Raw genomic sequence first — 14313 nt, forward strand, 5'->3', positions numbered from 1 at the left:
AGGAACGGACGCTTCCTTTGATCCCGCTCTCGCGTTCTCTCCGGGCTTCGTTCTTACTTCGTAGAGCTTATCAGACTCGTTTCGCTCCGATTTACCGGAGTTTCTCGAGCTCTTCGGCTCCGTCGCCCTTCCCGGCGCGACTCCGGAACTGTACGGGCACCCGGGCGCCACAGGCAAATCGGCCTCCGGCATTCTGAGCAACCGTCAGCCGACTGTGCGAAGGAAGGAACGATTCGTGGGCATGACACCCTTCACGCCGACAGCCCCGGGCATCGGCCAGGCCGCAGGCGTGGTCCGAGCCGGCGCGGCCGAGAATGCGCTCTGGCCGCTGCTACCGGAGCGGTAGCAGCGGCCAGAGGTGCGCGGGGGAGCGGGCGTCAGCGCGCCATCTCCTCCGCGATCGCCGCGGCGAAGGCGTCGATGTCCTCCTCCGTGGTGTCGTAGGAGGCCATCCAGCGCACCTCGCCGGTCTGCTCGTCCCAGAAGTAGAAGCGGTACCGCTTCTGCAGCCGCTCGCTCACCTCGCGCGGCAGGATCGCGAAGACCGCGTTGGCCTGCACGGGACGGACCACGGTGACGCCGTCGATTCCGCGCACGGCGGTCTCCAGGCGCTGGGCCATCGCGTTGGCGTGGCCGGCGTTGCGCAGCCACAGGTCGCCGGTGAGCAGCGCCTCGAACTGGACCGAGACGAAGCGCATCTTCGAGGCGAGCTGCATCGACATCTTGCGCAGGTACTTGATGTTGCGGACCCGCTCGGGGTTGAGCACCACCACGACCTCGCCGAACAGCAGGCCGTTCTTGGTACCGCCGAAGGAGAGCACGTCCACGCCCGCCTCGGTGGTGAACTCGCGGAACGGGCGGCCGAGCGAGGCGGCGGCGTTCCCCAGGCGCGAGCCGTCCATGTGGACCAGCATGCCGCGCTCGTGGGCGTGCTCGCAGATCGCCTTGACCTCGTCCACCGTGTAGAGGGTGCCGAGCTCGGTGGACTGGGTGATGGAGACGGCCAGCGGGGCGGCCCGGTGCTCGTCGTCCCAGCCGTAGGCCTGCTGGTCGATCAGTTCGGGGGTGAGCTTGCCGTCGGGGGTGGGGACGGTGTGGATCTTGATGCCGGCCATCTTCTCCGGCGCCCCGCACTCGTCCACGTTGATGTGCGCGCTCTGGGCCGCGATCACCGCGCCCCAGCGCGGCAGCAGCGCCTGGAGCGCGACCACGTTGGCGCCGGTGCCGTTGAAGACCGGGTAGGCCTCGGCCCGCTCGCCGAAGTGGCGCTTGAAGACGGACTGCAGGTGCTCGGTGTACTGGTCCTCGCCGTAGGCGACCTGGTGGCCGCCGTTGGCCAGCGCGATGGCGGCCAGTACCTCCGGGTGGACGCCGGCGTAGTTGTCGCTGGCGAAACCGCGCACGCCGGCGTCGTGGTGCACCACCGCGTCGGTGCCGGTGGGGAAGGTCATCGGGCTGTCAGCCACAGGTGCTGTCCGTTCAGTTCTGCTGCGGGGCGGTCCCAGAGCGCGGCCAGCTGGTCGGCCAGGTCGGCGGTCTCGGTGTAGCCGGTGAACTTGGCCTCGGGCTTCTCGGCCCGCATCTCCGGGGAGAGCAGCGCCTTGATCACCAGGATGACCGCGGCCGCGGTGGGGCTGCCGTCCTCTGCGGTGGTCTCCTTCTTGAAGGAGTCGGCCATCGCCAGGGTCCAGGCCTCGGTGGCGGCCTTGGCGGCGGCGTAGACCGCGCCGCCGGCGGTGGGCTTGTGGGCCGCGGCGGCACCGATCATCGCGAACCGGCCGGCCTCGCTGCGCAGCAGCGCGGGCTGGAAGGCGAGCGAGGTGTGCTGCAGGGTGCGCACCACGGTGTCGTGCAGGAAGTCCCAGTCGTCGATCCGCGAGTCGTGGAAGGTCTTGCTGCCGCGCCAGCCGCCGACCAGGTGGATCATGCCGTCGACGTGGCCGTGCTCGCCCTCCAGGTGGTCGGCCCAGTCGTGGACCTCCTGGGGGTCGAGCAGGTCGATCACCTGGCCGCTGATCCGCGCGTCCGGGACGGCGGCCTTGACCGCCGTGATCGCCGCGTCGAGGCGCTGCTGGTCGATGTCGGCACCGATCACGGTCGCGCCGCCGGCCGCCAGGCGGCGCAGCACGGCGCGCCCGGCGGGGCCGCTGGCACCGGCGACAGCGATGACCTTGCCCTCGAGTCCGGGGGTGGCGACGGGTCGGCTGGAGCGCTCGCTCTGCTCGCTCATGCGGCCACCTCCTGCAGGCCGGCGCCGGTGATGCCGGTGGTGGCGGCGATGACGCCGCCGAGCTTCTTCGCCAGGGCTTCGTAGAACATGCTGAGCGGGAACTCGTCCGGGTGGACGGCGTCGCACAGGGCCTTGTTGACGGCCTTGGTGTCGCCCGCGTCCAGCGGCAGCGCGGCCGGGCCCTTGGCCCAGGTGGAGGCCGGGTGCGGGGTGAGGTACCGGGAGACCAGCTCGTAGGCGGCGATCCAGTGCGCGGTCTTCGGGCGGTCGATGCCGGCCCGGTAGAGGGCCTCGATCTCGGCGCAGAGCGCGTTGGTGACCTCGGCGACCCGGGTCCAGTCGATGGTCAGCCGGTTGTCGCGCCAGCGCAGCGCGTCGTGCTGGTGCAGGTAGGCGAAGAGCAGCTGGCCGCCCATGCCGTCGTAGTTGCGCACCCGGTCACCGGTGACGGGGAAGCGGAAGAGGCGGTCGAACAGGATCGCGTACTGCACGTCGCGGCCCTGCTTGTAGCCCTCGGCCTCGAGCCGGACGGCCTCCTTGAAGGCGGTCAGGTCGCAGCGCAGCTCCTCCAGCCCGTACATCCAGAACGGGCTGCGCTGCTTGATCATGAAGGGGTCGAACGGCAGGTCGCCGTGGCTGTGGGTGCGGTCGTGGACCAGGTCCCAGAGCACGAAGGTCTGCTGGGCGCGCTCCTGGTCGGCGATCAGCTCGGCGGCGTCGGCCGGGATCTCCAGGCCGAGCTGCTGCACGGCGGAGCTGGAGACGGCGCGGAACCGGGCGGCCTCGCGGTCGCAGAAGATGCCGCCCCAGGTGAAACGTTCCGGCGCCTTGCGCACGGCGACGGTCTCCGGGAAGAGCACCGCGGAGTTGGTGTCGTAGCCGGCGGTGAAGTCGGTGAACGTGATCGGCACGAACATCGGGTTGTCGAAGCGGGTGCGCTCCAGCTCGGCCAGCCAGTCGGGCCAGACCACCTGGAGCAGCACGGCCTCCAGGTTGCGGTTCGGGTTGCCGTTCTGGGTGTACATCGGGAAGACGACCAGGTGGGCCAGGCCGTCGACCCGGTCGGCGGCGGGCTGGAAGGCCAGCAGCGAGTCCAGGAAGTCGGGCTCGCGGTAGCCGGTCTCGGCCCACTTGCGCAGGTCGGCCCCGACGGCCTCGAGGTAGGCGGCATCGTGCGGGAAGAGCGGGGCCAGCTCCTGGACCGCGTCGAGCACGGTGGCGAGCAGCGGGTCCACGGTGCCGCGCTGGACGGCCGACAGATCGATCGAGCCGTCCTTGGACTGCAGCGGGCGCAGTGCCTCGACGGCGTCCTTGAGGCGGAGCCAGGCGGGGTGGTCGGCGGGGGGCGCCACCGGGAGGTCGGCTGCCGCCGCGGGCGGCGACGAAAGATTCTGCATGGGAGACCTGCTTCAACAGAAGGTATTGAGTCAAGAACACGATAAGGACGAAAGGTTCTCCTGTTCAAGGGGGGGTCGGTGAGAGAATCTGCGCGCCACCGCCTGTCTGCCCGGAATCCTTACGGCGGACGGCCGTTGGCTCCGCAGAAAAGTCCGACCGCTTCCGAGCCTCGCGGCGCCCGGAGCGCCGCGCCAGGCGGGACGGCCACCCGGGCGGACGCCCCGCCGGGCGTGCAGCGCGCGAGCCGGGACGGGAAGCGGCCCGCACCTCCGTACGCCCCTGCACGCGCCCTGCTGTCACACCCCCACCCTGGGTGATCGTGGACCTTGTCCCGTGCTGAGCGAGGGGGGTGGCCGTGCACGGACCGGTTCTGCTCTCCTGGCTGCTCACCCTGCTCACCGCCGCCACCGGCACTATCTGCCTGGCCCGGCTGCGCCGGCCGGACGCCCGCCACCCGGAGCGCGGCTCGGACGCGGCCGAGGCGGCGATGGGGCTGGCCACCGCGGTGATGATCGCCAGCGGCAGCCGGTTGCCCGCCCCGCTCTGGGTGGCACTGTTCGGACTGCTCGCCGCCGTCTCGCTCACCGCGGCGGCCGGCCACCGGGCCCGGCGCGAGCGCGGCCACCGCCTGCACCACGCGGTCGGCGCGGCGGCGATGGCCTACATGGCGCTGGCCCGGCCCGGCCACCCCCCGCACCCGGGCATGGCGATGCCGATGGGCTGGCCCGCGCTGACGGCCGTGCTGCTGCTCTACTTCGGCAGCTACGCGCTCTGGGCGGGCAGCCGGCTGCTCACCGTGGACGGCACCCGCACCGCACTGCCCGGCGGCCCGGTCCCGCAGGCCTGCCGACTCGCCATGGGCGTGGGGATGTTCGCCATGCTGCTGGCCATGTAGCCGGGCCGGCACCGGCGGTGGTGTCCTTGGTCACTGCGGGTGGGCCGCCGTTCCGCGCCGGGCGGGCAGCGCCTAGATTGAGCCGCAGCGCACTTCGCGCGCTCTTCCCCCGGGGGGACTGCCTGCCATGACGGCCCTGTTCGGCCTGCTGCTGCTCGGTCTGCTCTTCGCCACCACCGGGCCCCTTCTGCTGGCCCGGGCCCGCTGGGTCGAGCGCGAGCCGGTGCTGGCCCTGCTGGTCTGGCAGTGCCTGGTGGTCGCGGTACTGCTGTGCTGCCTGCTGAGCCTGCTGCTGGCGTTGTCGGCCGCGCTGCCGGCGGTGCGCGAACTGCTGTTCCGCGCCGCGCCCGGCGGCGTGGAGGCCGCCTACGGCCTTGCCGGGCAGGAGGGTTGGGGGCGGCTCGGAGCGGCGCTGCTGGCCCTGGGCGGCCTGCGCACCGCGCTCTCGCTGGCCCGTGAGATCCGCGCGGCCCGGGCCCAGCGCGGCCGCCGGCACCGGGAGTTGGCCGATCGGGCGCCTGAGCTGCCGGCCGGGGTGGGCCACCAGCCGGCCCGGCGCGAGCGCCTGGTGGTGCTGGAGTCGGTGCGCCCCGAGGCCTGGTCGCTGCCCGGCTCGCAGTCCAAACTGGTCGTCACCACCGGGGCGTTGAGCCGGCTGACCGACAACGAGCTGGCGGCGCTGCTCAGTCACGAGCGCGGGCACGTGCGGCACCGCCACCACTGGCTGGCCCAGGGCGCCCAGGCGCTGGCGGCGGGCTTCCCCGGGGTCGGGGTCTTCTCCGCCTTCCGGGACCAGGTGGGCGAGTTGGTGGAGCTGGCTGCCGACGACCGCGCGGCCCGCCGACACGGCCGGATGACCACGGCGCACGCGATGGTGGAGATCAACGCCGGGCGGGGCGTCTTCGAGGGCTGCACCGGGGACGCCGCGCCGACCGGGCTCGCCCAGGCGCCGCGCCGGGTGGACCGGCTGCTGGCCGGCGAGCCGCGGCTGCCCAAGCGCACCCGGCTGGGCCTGACGCTGCTCGCCCTGGCGGCGCCGGCCGCGGTGCTGCTGCTCGCACTGGCCCCCGGCCTGGGCGCACTGCGCTGACCCCGGCCCACGACCGAGGCCGGGCACTACGTGGAGTCAACCGGCGTCACCCAGGGGTAGTCTGAGGCTACGTCAGCATCCGGGCGAGCACCGCGCGGTGCACCGGGCGGGCCGCCAGGTAGCGCTCGCGGCCGGCGGCGGTGAGGGTGACATGGACGCCCCGCCGGTCGTCCGCGCACATGGCGCGCTCGACCAGGCCGGCCTTCTCCAGCCGGCCGATCAGTCGGGACAGCGCGCTCTGGCTCAGGTGCACCGTCTCGGCGAGTTCCTGCACCCGCAGCTTGCCGGGGGCCTCGCCGCCCTGCTCGGCGAGCCGCTCCAGCGCCTCGAACTCACTGGTGCCGAGCTCGAACCGGTCACCCAGCTCCCGGTCGAGCGCGCAGGCGGTGGCCGCATGGCGGGCCAGCAGCTCGCGCCACTCCAGGACCAGGACAGCCGGGTCGAACGGCTCAGTGGTAGGCACGGCCCGGACCTTACCACGTGCACATGAACTATATGCAGAAGCATTAAATTCTCTTGCATTGATTGCACCTGCATGTAGTGTCGGCCCCATGACCACCAGCCATGACGGATCGCCAACTCGCGCCCTGCCAACGACAGACGGCTCCCTTAGCTGGAGTCCCCGTCTCTGGGGCACCCTGATCGTGCTCTGCACCGCGCTCTTCCTGGACGCACTCGACGTCTCGATGGTCGGCGTCGCGCTGCCGTCCATCGGCACCGACCTGAAGCTCTCCACCTCCACCCTGCAGTGGGTGGTCAGCGGCTACGTGCTCGGCTACGGCGGGCTGCTGCTGCTCGGCGGCCGGGCCGCCGACCTGCTCGGCCGCCGCCGGGTCTTCCTGATCGCGCTGGCCGTCTTCGCCGCCGCCTCGCTGCTCGGCGGCCTGGTGGACGACGGCGCGCTGCTGATCGGCGCCCGCTTCCTCAAGGGCGCGGCCGCCGCCTTCACCGCACCCGCCGCCCTGTCGATCATCACCACCACCTTCGCCGAGGGCCCGGCCCGCAACAAGGCGCTGTCGATCTTCACCACCTGCGGGGCCAGCGGCTACTCGCTCGGCCTGGTGCTCAGCGGCCTGCTCACCACGGTCGGCTGGCGCTGGACCTTCCTGATGCCGGTGCCGGTCGCCCTGGCCGCGCTGGCCCTCGCGCTGCGCCTGCTGCCCCGTCAGGCCCGCGAGCCGCACCGCGGCGGGTACGACGTGGCCGGTGCGGTGAGCGGCACGGTGGCGCTGCTGCTGCTGGTCTTCACCGTTACCGAGGCACAGTCGGTCGGATGGGCGAGCCTGCGCACGATCGGCTCGCTGGCCGCGGTGGCCGCGCTGCTGGCCGCCTTCCTGCTGATAGAACAGCGCACCGCGCACCCGCTGGTGCGCCTGGGCATCTTCCGCAACAGCAGTGTGGCCCGCGGCAACCTGGCCGCCTGCTTGCTGATGGGTTCGTACGCCGGCTTCCAGTTCGTGGTCACGCTCTACCTGCAGCGGCTGCTCGGCTGGTCGGCGCTGGGGATGGGCTTCGCCCTGCTGCCGGTCGGCGCGCTGGTGGCGCTGTCGGCGACCAAGATGGGCGCGATCGTGGACCGCTTCGGCACCGGCCGGCTGCTGGTGCTGGGCGCCGGCGCGATGGTGGCCGGCTACCTGTTCTTCCTGCGGCTCGGCCCGCACAGCGGCTTCCTGACCCTGGTGCTGCCCAGCATGGTGCTGCTCGGCATCGGCTTCGCGCTCTTCTACCCCTCCGCCAACATCGCCGCCACCAACGGAGTGGCCGACGAGGAGCAGGGCCTGGCCTCGGGCCTGGTCAACACCGCGATGCAGGTGGGCAATGCGCTGGTGCTGGCGGTGACCGCCGCGGTGATCACCACCGGCAGCCACGGCGGCACCAGCCCGGCCGACCAGCTGGCGGGGTACCGCCCGGCGCTGGTCCTGGTCTCCGGGGTGGCCGCGCTCGGCCTGCTGGCGGTCACCGCGGGCGCGCTGTTCGACCGGCGACGCAGCGCAGCGCGGCACTCGGTGCCGGACTACGATTACCCGCGGATCGGCGCCGAGGCGGCGCTTGAGACGGGGGCGTCCACGGTGCAGGGCCGTGGACGGGTCTGACCGGTAGTCAGCCGCGCAGTCGGCCGGCCGTCGGTCTCACCAGTCCCCCGTTCTGGTGAGACCGACGCCGAGCACCGTACTTGGACCGACGCCCGCCTTCGCCTCGGGCCCAGACCGTCGGTCACTCCCGGTCAAAGTATATTGACCGAGAGCCAACCAACGTACGGAGCTGACACGATGGCACCTCGCGGGGAATCGGTCAACGAGGAGATGCGGCTGCGCTCCCGTCGGCGCCTGATGCGGGCCACCACCGACCTGGTCGACCAGCGCGGATACGCCGCCACCACCCTGGCCGACATCGCCGAGGCCGCCGGACTCGCGCGCGGCCTGGTCTCCTACTACTTCGACGGCAAACGACTGCTGATGCAGTCGGCCACCCACCGCCTGATGCACCTCGAACTGGCCGCGGCGCTGGCCGCGCTGGCCCCGGACGCCGGCGCCGAGCAGCGGCTGGCCACCGCGATCGACCAGGTGCTGCGCACCGCGCTGGACCACCCGCGGGTGATGCGCTCGCACCTGGCGCTGATCCTCGACCCCGACGTCGGCGGCTTCGTGCAGGACCCGGAGCAGCAGCGGCTGGGGGCACTGCTGCGCGAGGTGCTGGCCGACTGGGGCGCCGAGGACCCGGTGGCCGAGCACGCGGTGCTGCGCAGCGCGCTGATGGGCGGCTGCATCGGGGTGCTGCTGCCGAACGCGCAGACCCCGCTGGCGCCGATCCGCGCCGACCTGTTCGCCCGCTACGGGCTGGCCTGGGAGCTGGGCAACCCGCCGCAGGCCGACCCGCCGGCCGGGGTGCACTGGATACGCCAGACGCGGTAGCAGGCGCTGGACTCCTGGCGGATCAGGCCTCGTTGAGGATCGAGGAGAGCAACTCGACCGTGCGCTCGGGGGTGAGGCTGTCGACACACAGCCGCTCCATCACCTGGACGTAGGCGTCCACGTCGTCGCGCTTGTCCAGGTAGAGCGCGCTGGTCAGCTGTTCCAGGTAGACCACGTCCGCCAGGTCCTGCTCCGGGAAGCGCAGGATGCTGAACGCACCGCTCTCACCGGCGTGCGCACCGAACCGGAACGGCATCACCTGGATCACCACGTTGGGCTGCTCGGAGATGTCGATCAGGTACTGCAGCTGGGTGCGCATCACCTTGGGGCCGCCGACCGGGCGGCGCAGCGCGGCCTCGTCGATCACGGCCCACAGCCGCGGGCCCTGACCCTCCGTCAGCAGCTTCTGCCGGCGCAGCCGCAGGCCGACCAGACGGTCGATCTCCTCCTCGCTGAGCACCGGGCGGCTCTGCCCGAAGACCGCGCGGGCGTAGTCCTCGCACTGCAGCAGCCCCGGGATGAACTGCACCTCGTAGGTGCGGATCAGCGAGGCGGCCTCCTCCAGGCCCACGTAGGTCTGGAACCAGCCCGGCAGCACGTCGCTGAAGCTGTGCCACCAGCCGGACTTGTTCGCCTCGCGGACCAGGCCGAGCAGCGACTCGCGCTCCTCGCCGTCGGTGACGCCGTAGAGCGTGAGCAGGTCCGCGACGTCGCGCTCCTTGAAGGAGACCCGACCCAGCTCCATCCGGCTGATCTTCGACTCGGAGGCCCGGATCTGGTAGCCGGCGTCCTCACGCGTGACACCCCGTGCCTCCCGCAGCCGACGCAGCTGGGAGCCCAGCAGGATCCGGCGCACCATGGAACCGCCGCCGCCGGGCTGCGCTGTGGTCATGCCGTCGGAACCTCCGCTTCGGGAAACAGGGCACAGTCTGCCACTATCCGGCCGCTCACAGTGCCGGTGATGGCACAAGGATCTATCAATTCTGCATCGGCACGTCCATCGGCACGGCCAGGAGCACGGTATAGCGCTCGTGCGGATGCACGTGCATCCGGCGTCTGCATATGCCAATGAGTCGACTGCACGTGAATCGACTCTTGCATCCGCCGTAAGCACAGAGCACGATGGTGCACGTGCAGTTGCACGCCCCCTGTGGCAGTCCCGCGGGCTTCGTTGTCGACCCCACGCACTTGGTCGCGGCGTTGGCGAAGCGGCCGAAGCGAGTCGGAGGTGACCGGCATGACCCCGCCGGGTCCAGCCGTGTCCGCCCCCTTATGGGAGGAGCTCTTCATGGGCACCGGTACGGCCGTGGCCGTCGATCCTGACGTGGCGACATGCACTCTCGCCCCTCGCTATGACGCGGTACGCACCGCGCGAGATTTCGCCCGAACCAGCCTGCAACACTGGGGCCTCGACTACCTCTTCGACGATGTCGCCCTGGTGGCCTCGGAGTTGGTGACCAATGCGCTGCGGCACGCGATCGGCGAACCGACCGCCGCAGACCTGTCGCAGAGCCCCGGGCGGGCGTCCTTCCCGATCCAGGCCGGCCCCGGCCAGAGCAGCGAGAGCCGACTGCCGATCCGGATCAGCCTGGTCCACCGGGCACCCCAACTGGTCTGTGCCGTCAGCGATCCGAGCAGCGTGGGCCCGGTGACCAGAGAGGCCGACTTCGTCGCCGAGTCCGGGCGCGGACTGCACCTGGTGGACTCCTTCAGCCAGTCCTGGGGCTGGCACCCGCTGGCCTCCGGCACGGGCAAGGTGGTCTGGGCGCTCTTCCAGGCCGCCGACTGTCCGTCAGTCTCCTCTGCCGTGCTGATAGCTGACGCCGCATCGGCCGGCCGCCACCGGCGCTCCGCCTAGGCCGCCGCCCGCCGTGCCCGGAACGCCGCGCCAGTGCGCGGCGTTTCGTCGTTTCCGCCGCCGGCCGCATCACGGTCGAGGCACTGACAGCGGCGGTAGCAGTGGCAGCGGTGACGGAAGTGGCGGCGATGATCTGCCGGGCCGGGGAACGCCGAACGCCGTCGCGGCTTCCCCCGCCACGACGGCGCGTCCTGGATCCGTCCGAGCACTGCCCGGGTCAGCCGACCAGGTGGTCGAACTCCCCGTCCTTCACGCCGAGCAGCAGCGCCTCGATCTCGTCCCGGGTGTAGATCAGCGCCGGGCCGTCCGGAAAGCGCGAGTTGCGCATCGCGACCGCGCCGCCGGGCAGGGCGGCGAGCTCCACGCAGTTGCCCTTGGAGTTGCTGTGCCGGCTCTTCTGCCAGACCACGCCCTCGAGGTCGGTGGCCGCCATGCCGTTGTACGTGTCGTGCATAGGAATCTCCCAGAGAGCGCTGGAGTGATCGAACCGCTCGGCGCCCGTCCGCTCCGACCGCCGGCCGCCTTCCGGCTCGCATGGGCAGCGCGAATGCCTTACTTGTCGTAATGATAACGCTAATGCACGTGCATCGGCATGTGATTTTGCGCGTGCACGCACGGGCATCCGCGATGCCAGAGTGCCTCGTGGGAGCGGTCTACTGCCGGGCAGAACCGGACAGATGAGGATGAATCAGCTCGTTGATCGTCACCGCCGATGGAGGGGACGCCCGACAGAGCGTGGCCGGTTCGGCCGTTGACAAGCTGCACAAGTGATCAACTTCGCAGCCGGCCCCTCACACTCCGTCACATCTTGACGGCGGGCCGGGCAGATTGCCGGATTTGCTCCGTCTTGTCCCGGAGCTGCCCCCGGATCGGCAGCCGGATGCGAAGTGATCACGGGCATGTCCTACGATTCTGCGCCATGAGCACTGCTGCTATCCCGGGCGCCCCGCTGCCCGTCCGCACGCCCGGCTCCCGTGCACGGGGGCGCCACCGCCGCCCCGAGCGCCCCGAGGTGCCCGCGGGCGCGCCGGCACTGCTGCTGGCCGTGCCCGCGGCGGCGACGCCCGAGGCGGTCGCGTTGGTGGACGAGCTGGTCTCGGTGATCCGCAGCGAGAACCCCGGCCTGCCGCTCGCAGCCGGCTGGCTGGCCGGCGGCAGCGAGTCGGCGGCCGCCCAGGAGTCCACCGCGGACGCCGCCGAGGGCACGCAGGGCAGCCCGACCGCCGAGCGGCCGCGGCCCAGCGTCGAGGACCTGCTGGCGGAGGCCGCCGCGGCCGGCATGCCGGTGCCGGTCCTGGTCCCGCTGCTGTCCGGCCCGCACGCGTACCTGGCCGCACTGCAGGAACTGGCCGCCCGGGCCGGCGCCGTGGTCACCGACCCGCTCGGCCCGCACCCACTGCTGGCCGAGGCCGTGCACGTGCGCCTGTCCGAGGCCGGGCTGGCCCGGGCCGACCGGGCCCGCCTGTTCGCCATCGCCACCGCCGCCGACGGGGTCGTGCTGACCACGGTCGGCGGCGAGGAGGCGGCCGCGGCCGCCGGGATCACCGGCGTGCTGCTGGCGGCCCGGCTGGCGGTCCCGGTGGTCGCCGCCGCGCTGGACGTGCCCGGTTCGGTGGCCGGCGCCGTCGAGCACCTGCGCGCCACCGGTGCTGAGCGCCCGGCGCTCGCCCCGCTGGTGATCGGTCCAGAGGCCCCGACCGAGCTGCTGCTGGCCGCCACCGAGGCGACCGGCTGCCCGAGCGCGGCACCTGTCGGCGCGTACGCCACGGTGGCGCAGCTGATCACCTCCGCCTACCTCGCGGTGCTGCCGGCCCTGCTGCCGGCGGTGGAGGAGGAGCAGGAGCAGGCCGCCGAGCAGGCGGAGGCGGCCGAGTAGGGCCCGCCCCGCCGCACCACGTCCGCAGGCCCCGTGGCCGCCCCTGAGGCAGCCGCGGGGCCTCGCCGCGTTCGGAGGCCTCGTCGCCTCCGGAGCCGGGTCGAGGCGGGCCGGGTCGGAGCGGTCCGCAGTGCGCTCGGGTCCAGCTGAACAGCTGGTGCTGACGGAGTGACAGGCGAGGGCAAAACGGACATCTGAGGGCGAGTCGACTTTGGTCTCGAAACGGTAACCGAGGCTCGGGGCCGGCCCCCGCGGGCCGGAATCCGGACGGTCGACGGAGCCCGTGACCGGGCCGCGGAACCGATGGCCCGTCACCCTGAGATGACGGCAACTGCCCTACTGAGAAGGCGCATTGGTCCGGCAACCGCCGACGCCCCATCAGCTGGCCATGATCCTCGATCTTGAGGGAGTGGTGAAGCCGCTGTGACCGCGCTCACAGCTGTTTGCGGAATCAACTTATGCCTGTCTAACGTGCTCCCCGTTCGTGGTCACACGGACCCAGCGGGCCGGACGCCGAGTCCTGCCACCAGCACCGCTGGCAGCGCGAAAACGCACCACGGCAGGAGCGGGGGAACCAGGTAAGCCGCCCTGGCACCGGTCATCGACCGGTCGCCGGGCTAGGGGTGAAGCCGTGCTCAGCACGGCCGGGCAACTCCAGCCCGAATCCGACAGCTCACCTCGCAGGCGTAGGAGAGGAACGCGTCTTCATGCTGCCCACCACTGGCACGAACCGTCCCCGCACCGCCAAGCGCGCGATCGCCGCGACCGGCCTGCTCGGCCTCGGCCTGGCGCTGCCCTGCATCACCGCCACCACCGCCTCCGCCGCGCCGGTCTCGGTCTGGGACAAGGTCGCCACCTGCGAGTCGACCAACGACTGGTCGATCAACACCGGCAACGGCTTCTACGGCGGCCTGCAGTTCACCTCCTCCACCTGGGCGGCCTACGGCGGCCACCAGTACGCCTCCGAGGCCAACCTGGCCACCAAGGACCAGCAGATCTCGGTGGCCGAGAAGGTCCTCGCCGACCAGGGCCCCGGCGCCTGGCCGGTCTGCTCCATCCAGGCCGGCCTGACCCGCGGCGGCGCCGCCCCGCAGGTCAACACCTCGGCCCAGCAGGCCCCGCAGGCGCAGCAGGCCCCGCAGGCGCAGAACAGCGGCTCGCAGAGCAGCTCGAACCAGGGCAGCGCCCAGAACCACTCGGGCCGCCACCACGGTGCCTCCCAGGACGCCGTGGCCGCCGCGCCGCAGCAGACCACCAGCACCCAGAACAAGACCTACACCGTGGTCCAGGGCGACTGGCTCTCCACCATCGCCCAGAACCAGCACGTGGACGGCGGCTGGCAGAAGCTCTACGACCTCAACAAGTCGGCCCTGACCCAGGGTCCGGACTGGATCTACCCGGGCGAGCAGCTGGTGCTGGGCACCGTCACGGTCGCCACCCCGGCCGCGCCGGCCGCGCCCTCCAGCGACGAGGACAACGGCTCCTCGGCCCCGGCCGCCGCCCCGGCCGCGCCGTCGGTGAAGACCACCAGCGCCAAGACCGCCGCGCAGCCGGCCTCCGGCGCCTTCGCCTCGGCGATCGCCTTCGCCGAGTCCAAGGTCGGCCAGGCGTACATCTGGGGCGGCACCGGCAACGGCGGCTGGGACTGCTCCGGCCTGACCCAGGCCGCGCTGGCCAAGGCCGGCGTCTCCATCCCGCGCGTCGCCGCCGACCAGGCCGCGGCCACCACCCGGGTCTCGCTGAACAACCTGCAGCCGGGCGATCTGCTCTTCTGGTCGAACGACGGCAGCAACGCGGGCGTCTACCACGTGGGCCTGTACATCGGCGGCGGCCAGTACGTCGAGGCGGCCAACCCGAGCGCGGGCGTGAAGTACGAGACCATCTCGAACTACACCCCGGACTTCGCGGGCCGCGTCTGACCCGCACCGCAGCACAGCGCCCGTAGGCCGGTCCCCCACCTCTCCCGGGGACCGGCCTACGGGCATGGCCGGGCCCGGCCCCGGGCGGGTGACGCAGGCTCACGCACGGGGTGGCCCAGGCACCCGGGCACGCCG

The 14313-nt window shown here is 72.1% G+C and carries 13 protein-coding genes and 1 riboswitch; of the genes, 7 read left to right on the top strand and 6 right to left on the bottom strand.

Annotated features, from left to right (window positions below; all coding sequences use genetic code 11):
• Positions 1-377: 377 nt before the first annotated feature.
• From C7C46_RS05995 to C7C46_RS06005, 3 genes are read right to left on the bottom strand one after another with little or no spacing between them, the layout of a single operon-like run.
• A complete protein-coding gene (locus C7C46_RS05995; protein WP_110666566.1) occupies positions 378-1451 on the bottom strand; it encodes a threonine aldolase family protein in 1074 nt (357 codons plus the stop codon).
• Positions 1448-2230 (bottom strand): SDR family NAD(P)-dependent oxidoreductase, encoded by a 783-nt coding sequence (locus C7C46_RS06000; protein ID WP_110666485.1) that lies wholly within the window; start codon positions 2228-2230, stop codon positions 1448-1450. Before C7C46_RS06000 ends, C7C46_RS05995 begins: the two co-directional genes overlap by 4 nt.
• On the bottom strand, positions 2227-3627 hold the full coding sequence (locus C7C46_RS06005; RefSeq protein WP_110666487.1) for a DUF6421 family protein: 1401 nt from the start codon (positions 3625-3627) through the stop codon (positions 2227-2229). The genes C7C46_RS06000 and C7C46_RS06005 overlap by 4 nt, the downstream gene beginning before the upstream one ends.
• A gap of 356 nt (positions 3628-3983) precedes the next feature.
• On the opposite strand from C7C46_RS06005, the gene C7C46_RS06010 reads away from it, so the two are divergent.
• Positions 3984-4523, top strand: coding sequence for a DUF5134 domain-containing protein (locus C7C46_RS06010; RefSeq protein ID WP_110666568.1), 540 nt, complete (start codon positions 3984-3986; stop codon positions 4521-4523).
• A gap of 127 nt (positions 4524-4650) precedes the next feature.
• Entirely contained in the window at positions 4651-5613 is a 963-nt protein-coding gene (locus C7C46_RS06015) for a M56 family metallopeptidase (protein ID WP_110666489.1), read from the top strand.
• Between the two features lie 67 nt (positions 5614-5680).
• Here C7C46_RS06015 and C7C46_RS06020 read toward each other — a convergent pair whose 3' ends face one another.
• On the bottom strand, positions 5681-6076 hold the full coding sequence (locus C7C46_RS06020; RefSeq protein WP_245984223.1) for a MarR family winged helix-turn-helix transcriptional regulator: 396 nt from the start codon (positions 6074-6076) through the stop codon (positions 5681-5683).
• An 88-nt stretch (positions 6077-6164) separates the two neighbouring features.
• Between C7C46_RS06020 and C7C46_RS06025 the strand changes: the two genes are divergently transcribed.
• Both C7C46_RS06025 and C7C46_RS06030 read left to right on the top strand, forming a co-directional pair.
• Entirely contained in the window at positions 6165-7706 is a 1542-nt protein-coding gene (locus C7C46_RS06025) for an MFS transporter (RefSeq protein ID WP_110666492.1), read from the top strand.
• 177 nt (positions 7707-7883) lie between these two features.
• Entirely contained in the window at positions 7884-8525 is a 642-nt protein-coding gene (locus tag C7C46_RS06030) for a TetR/AcrR family transcriptional regulator (protein ID WP_110666494.1), read from the top strand.
• A gap of 22 nt (positions 8526-8547) precedes the next feature.
• Here C7C46_RS06030 and C7C46_RS06035 read toward each other — a convergent pair whose 3' ends face one another.
• Positions 8548-9417: a helix-turn-helix domain-containing protein gene (locus C7C46_RS06035; RefSeq protein ID WP_110666497.1), complete on the bottom strand. Its 870-nt coding sequence runs from the start codon at positions 9415-9417 to the stop codon at positions 8548-8550.
• A 396-nt stretch (positions 9418-9813) separates the two neighbouring features.
• On the opposite strand from C7C46_RS06035, the gene C7C46_RS06040 reads away from it, so the two are divergent.
• Entirely contained in the window at positions 9814-10383 is a 570-nt protein-coding gene (locus C7C46_RS06040; protein ID WP_110666499.1) for an ATP-binding protein, read from the top strand.
• Between the two features lie 217 nt (positions 10384-10600).
• On the opposite strand, the gene C7C46_RS06045 is transcribed toward C7C46_RS06040, so the two are convergent.
• Positions 10601-10837, bottom strand: coding sequence for a DUF397 domain-containing protein (locus tag C7C46_RS06045; protein WP_110666501.1), 237 nt, complete (start codon positions 10835-10837; stop codon positions 10601-10603).
• Between the two features lie 465 nt (positions 10838-11302).
• On the opposite strand from C7C46_RS06045, the gene C7C46_RS06050 reads away from it, so the two are divergent.
• Complete coding sequence (locus tag C7C46_RS06050; protein WP_245984225.1) at positions 11303-12259, top strand: sirohydrochlorin chelatase family protein; 957 nt, start codon at positions 11303-11305, stop codon at positions 12257-12259.
• A 540-nt stretch (positions 12260-12799) separates the two neighbouring features.
• A riboswitch (cyclic di-AMP (ydaO/yuaA leader) is annotated at positions 12800-12959 on the top strand.
• A 7-nt stretch (positions 12960-12966) separates the two neighbouring features.
• Entirely contained in the window at positions 12967-14178 is a 1212-nt protein-coding gene (locus C7C46_RS37220) for a transglycosylase family protein (RefSeq protein ID WP_110666503.1), read from the top strand.
• Positions 14179-14313: the final 135 nt, after the last annotated feature.

The organism is Streptomyces tateyamensis (genome assembly GCF_003205575.1).
Classification (GTDB): Bacteria; Actinomycetota; Actinomycetes; order Streptomycetales; family Streptomycetaceae; genus Kitasatospora; species Kitasatospora tateyamensis.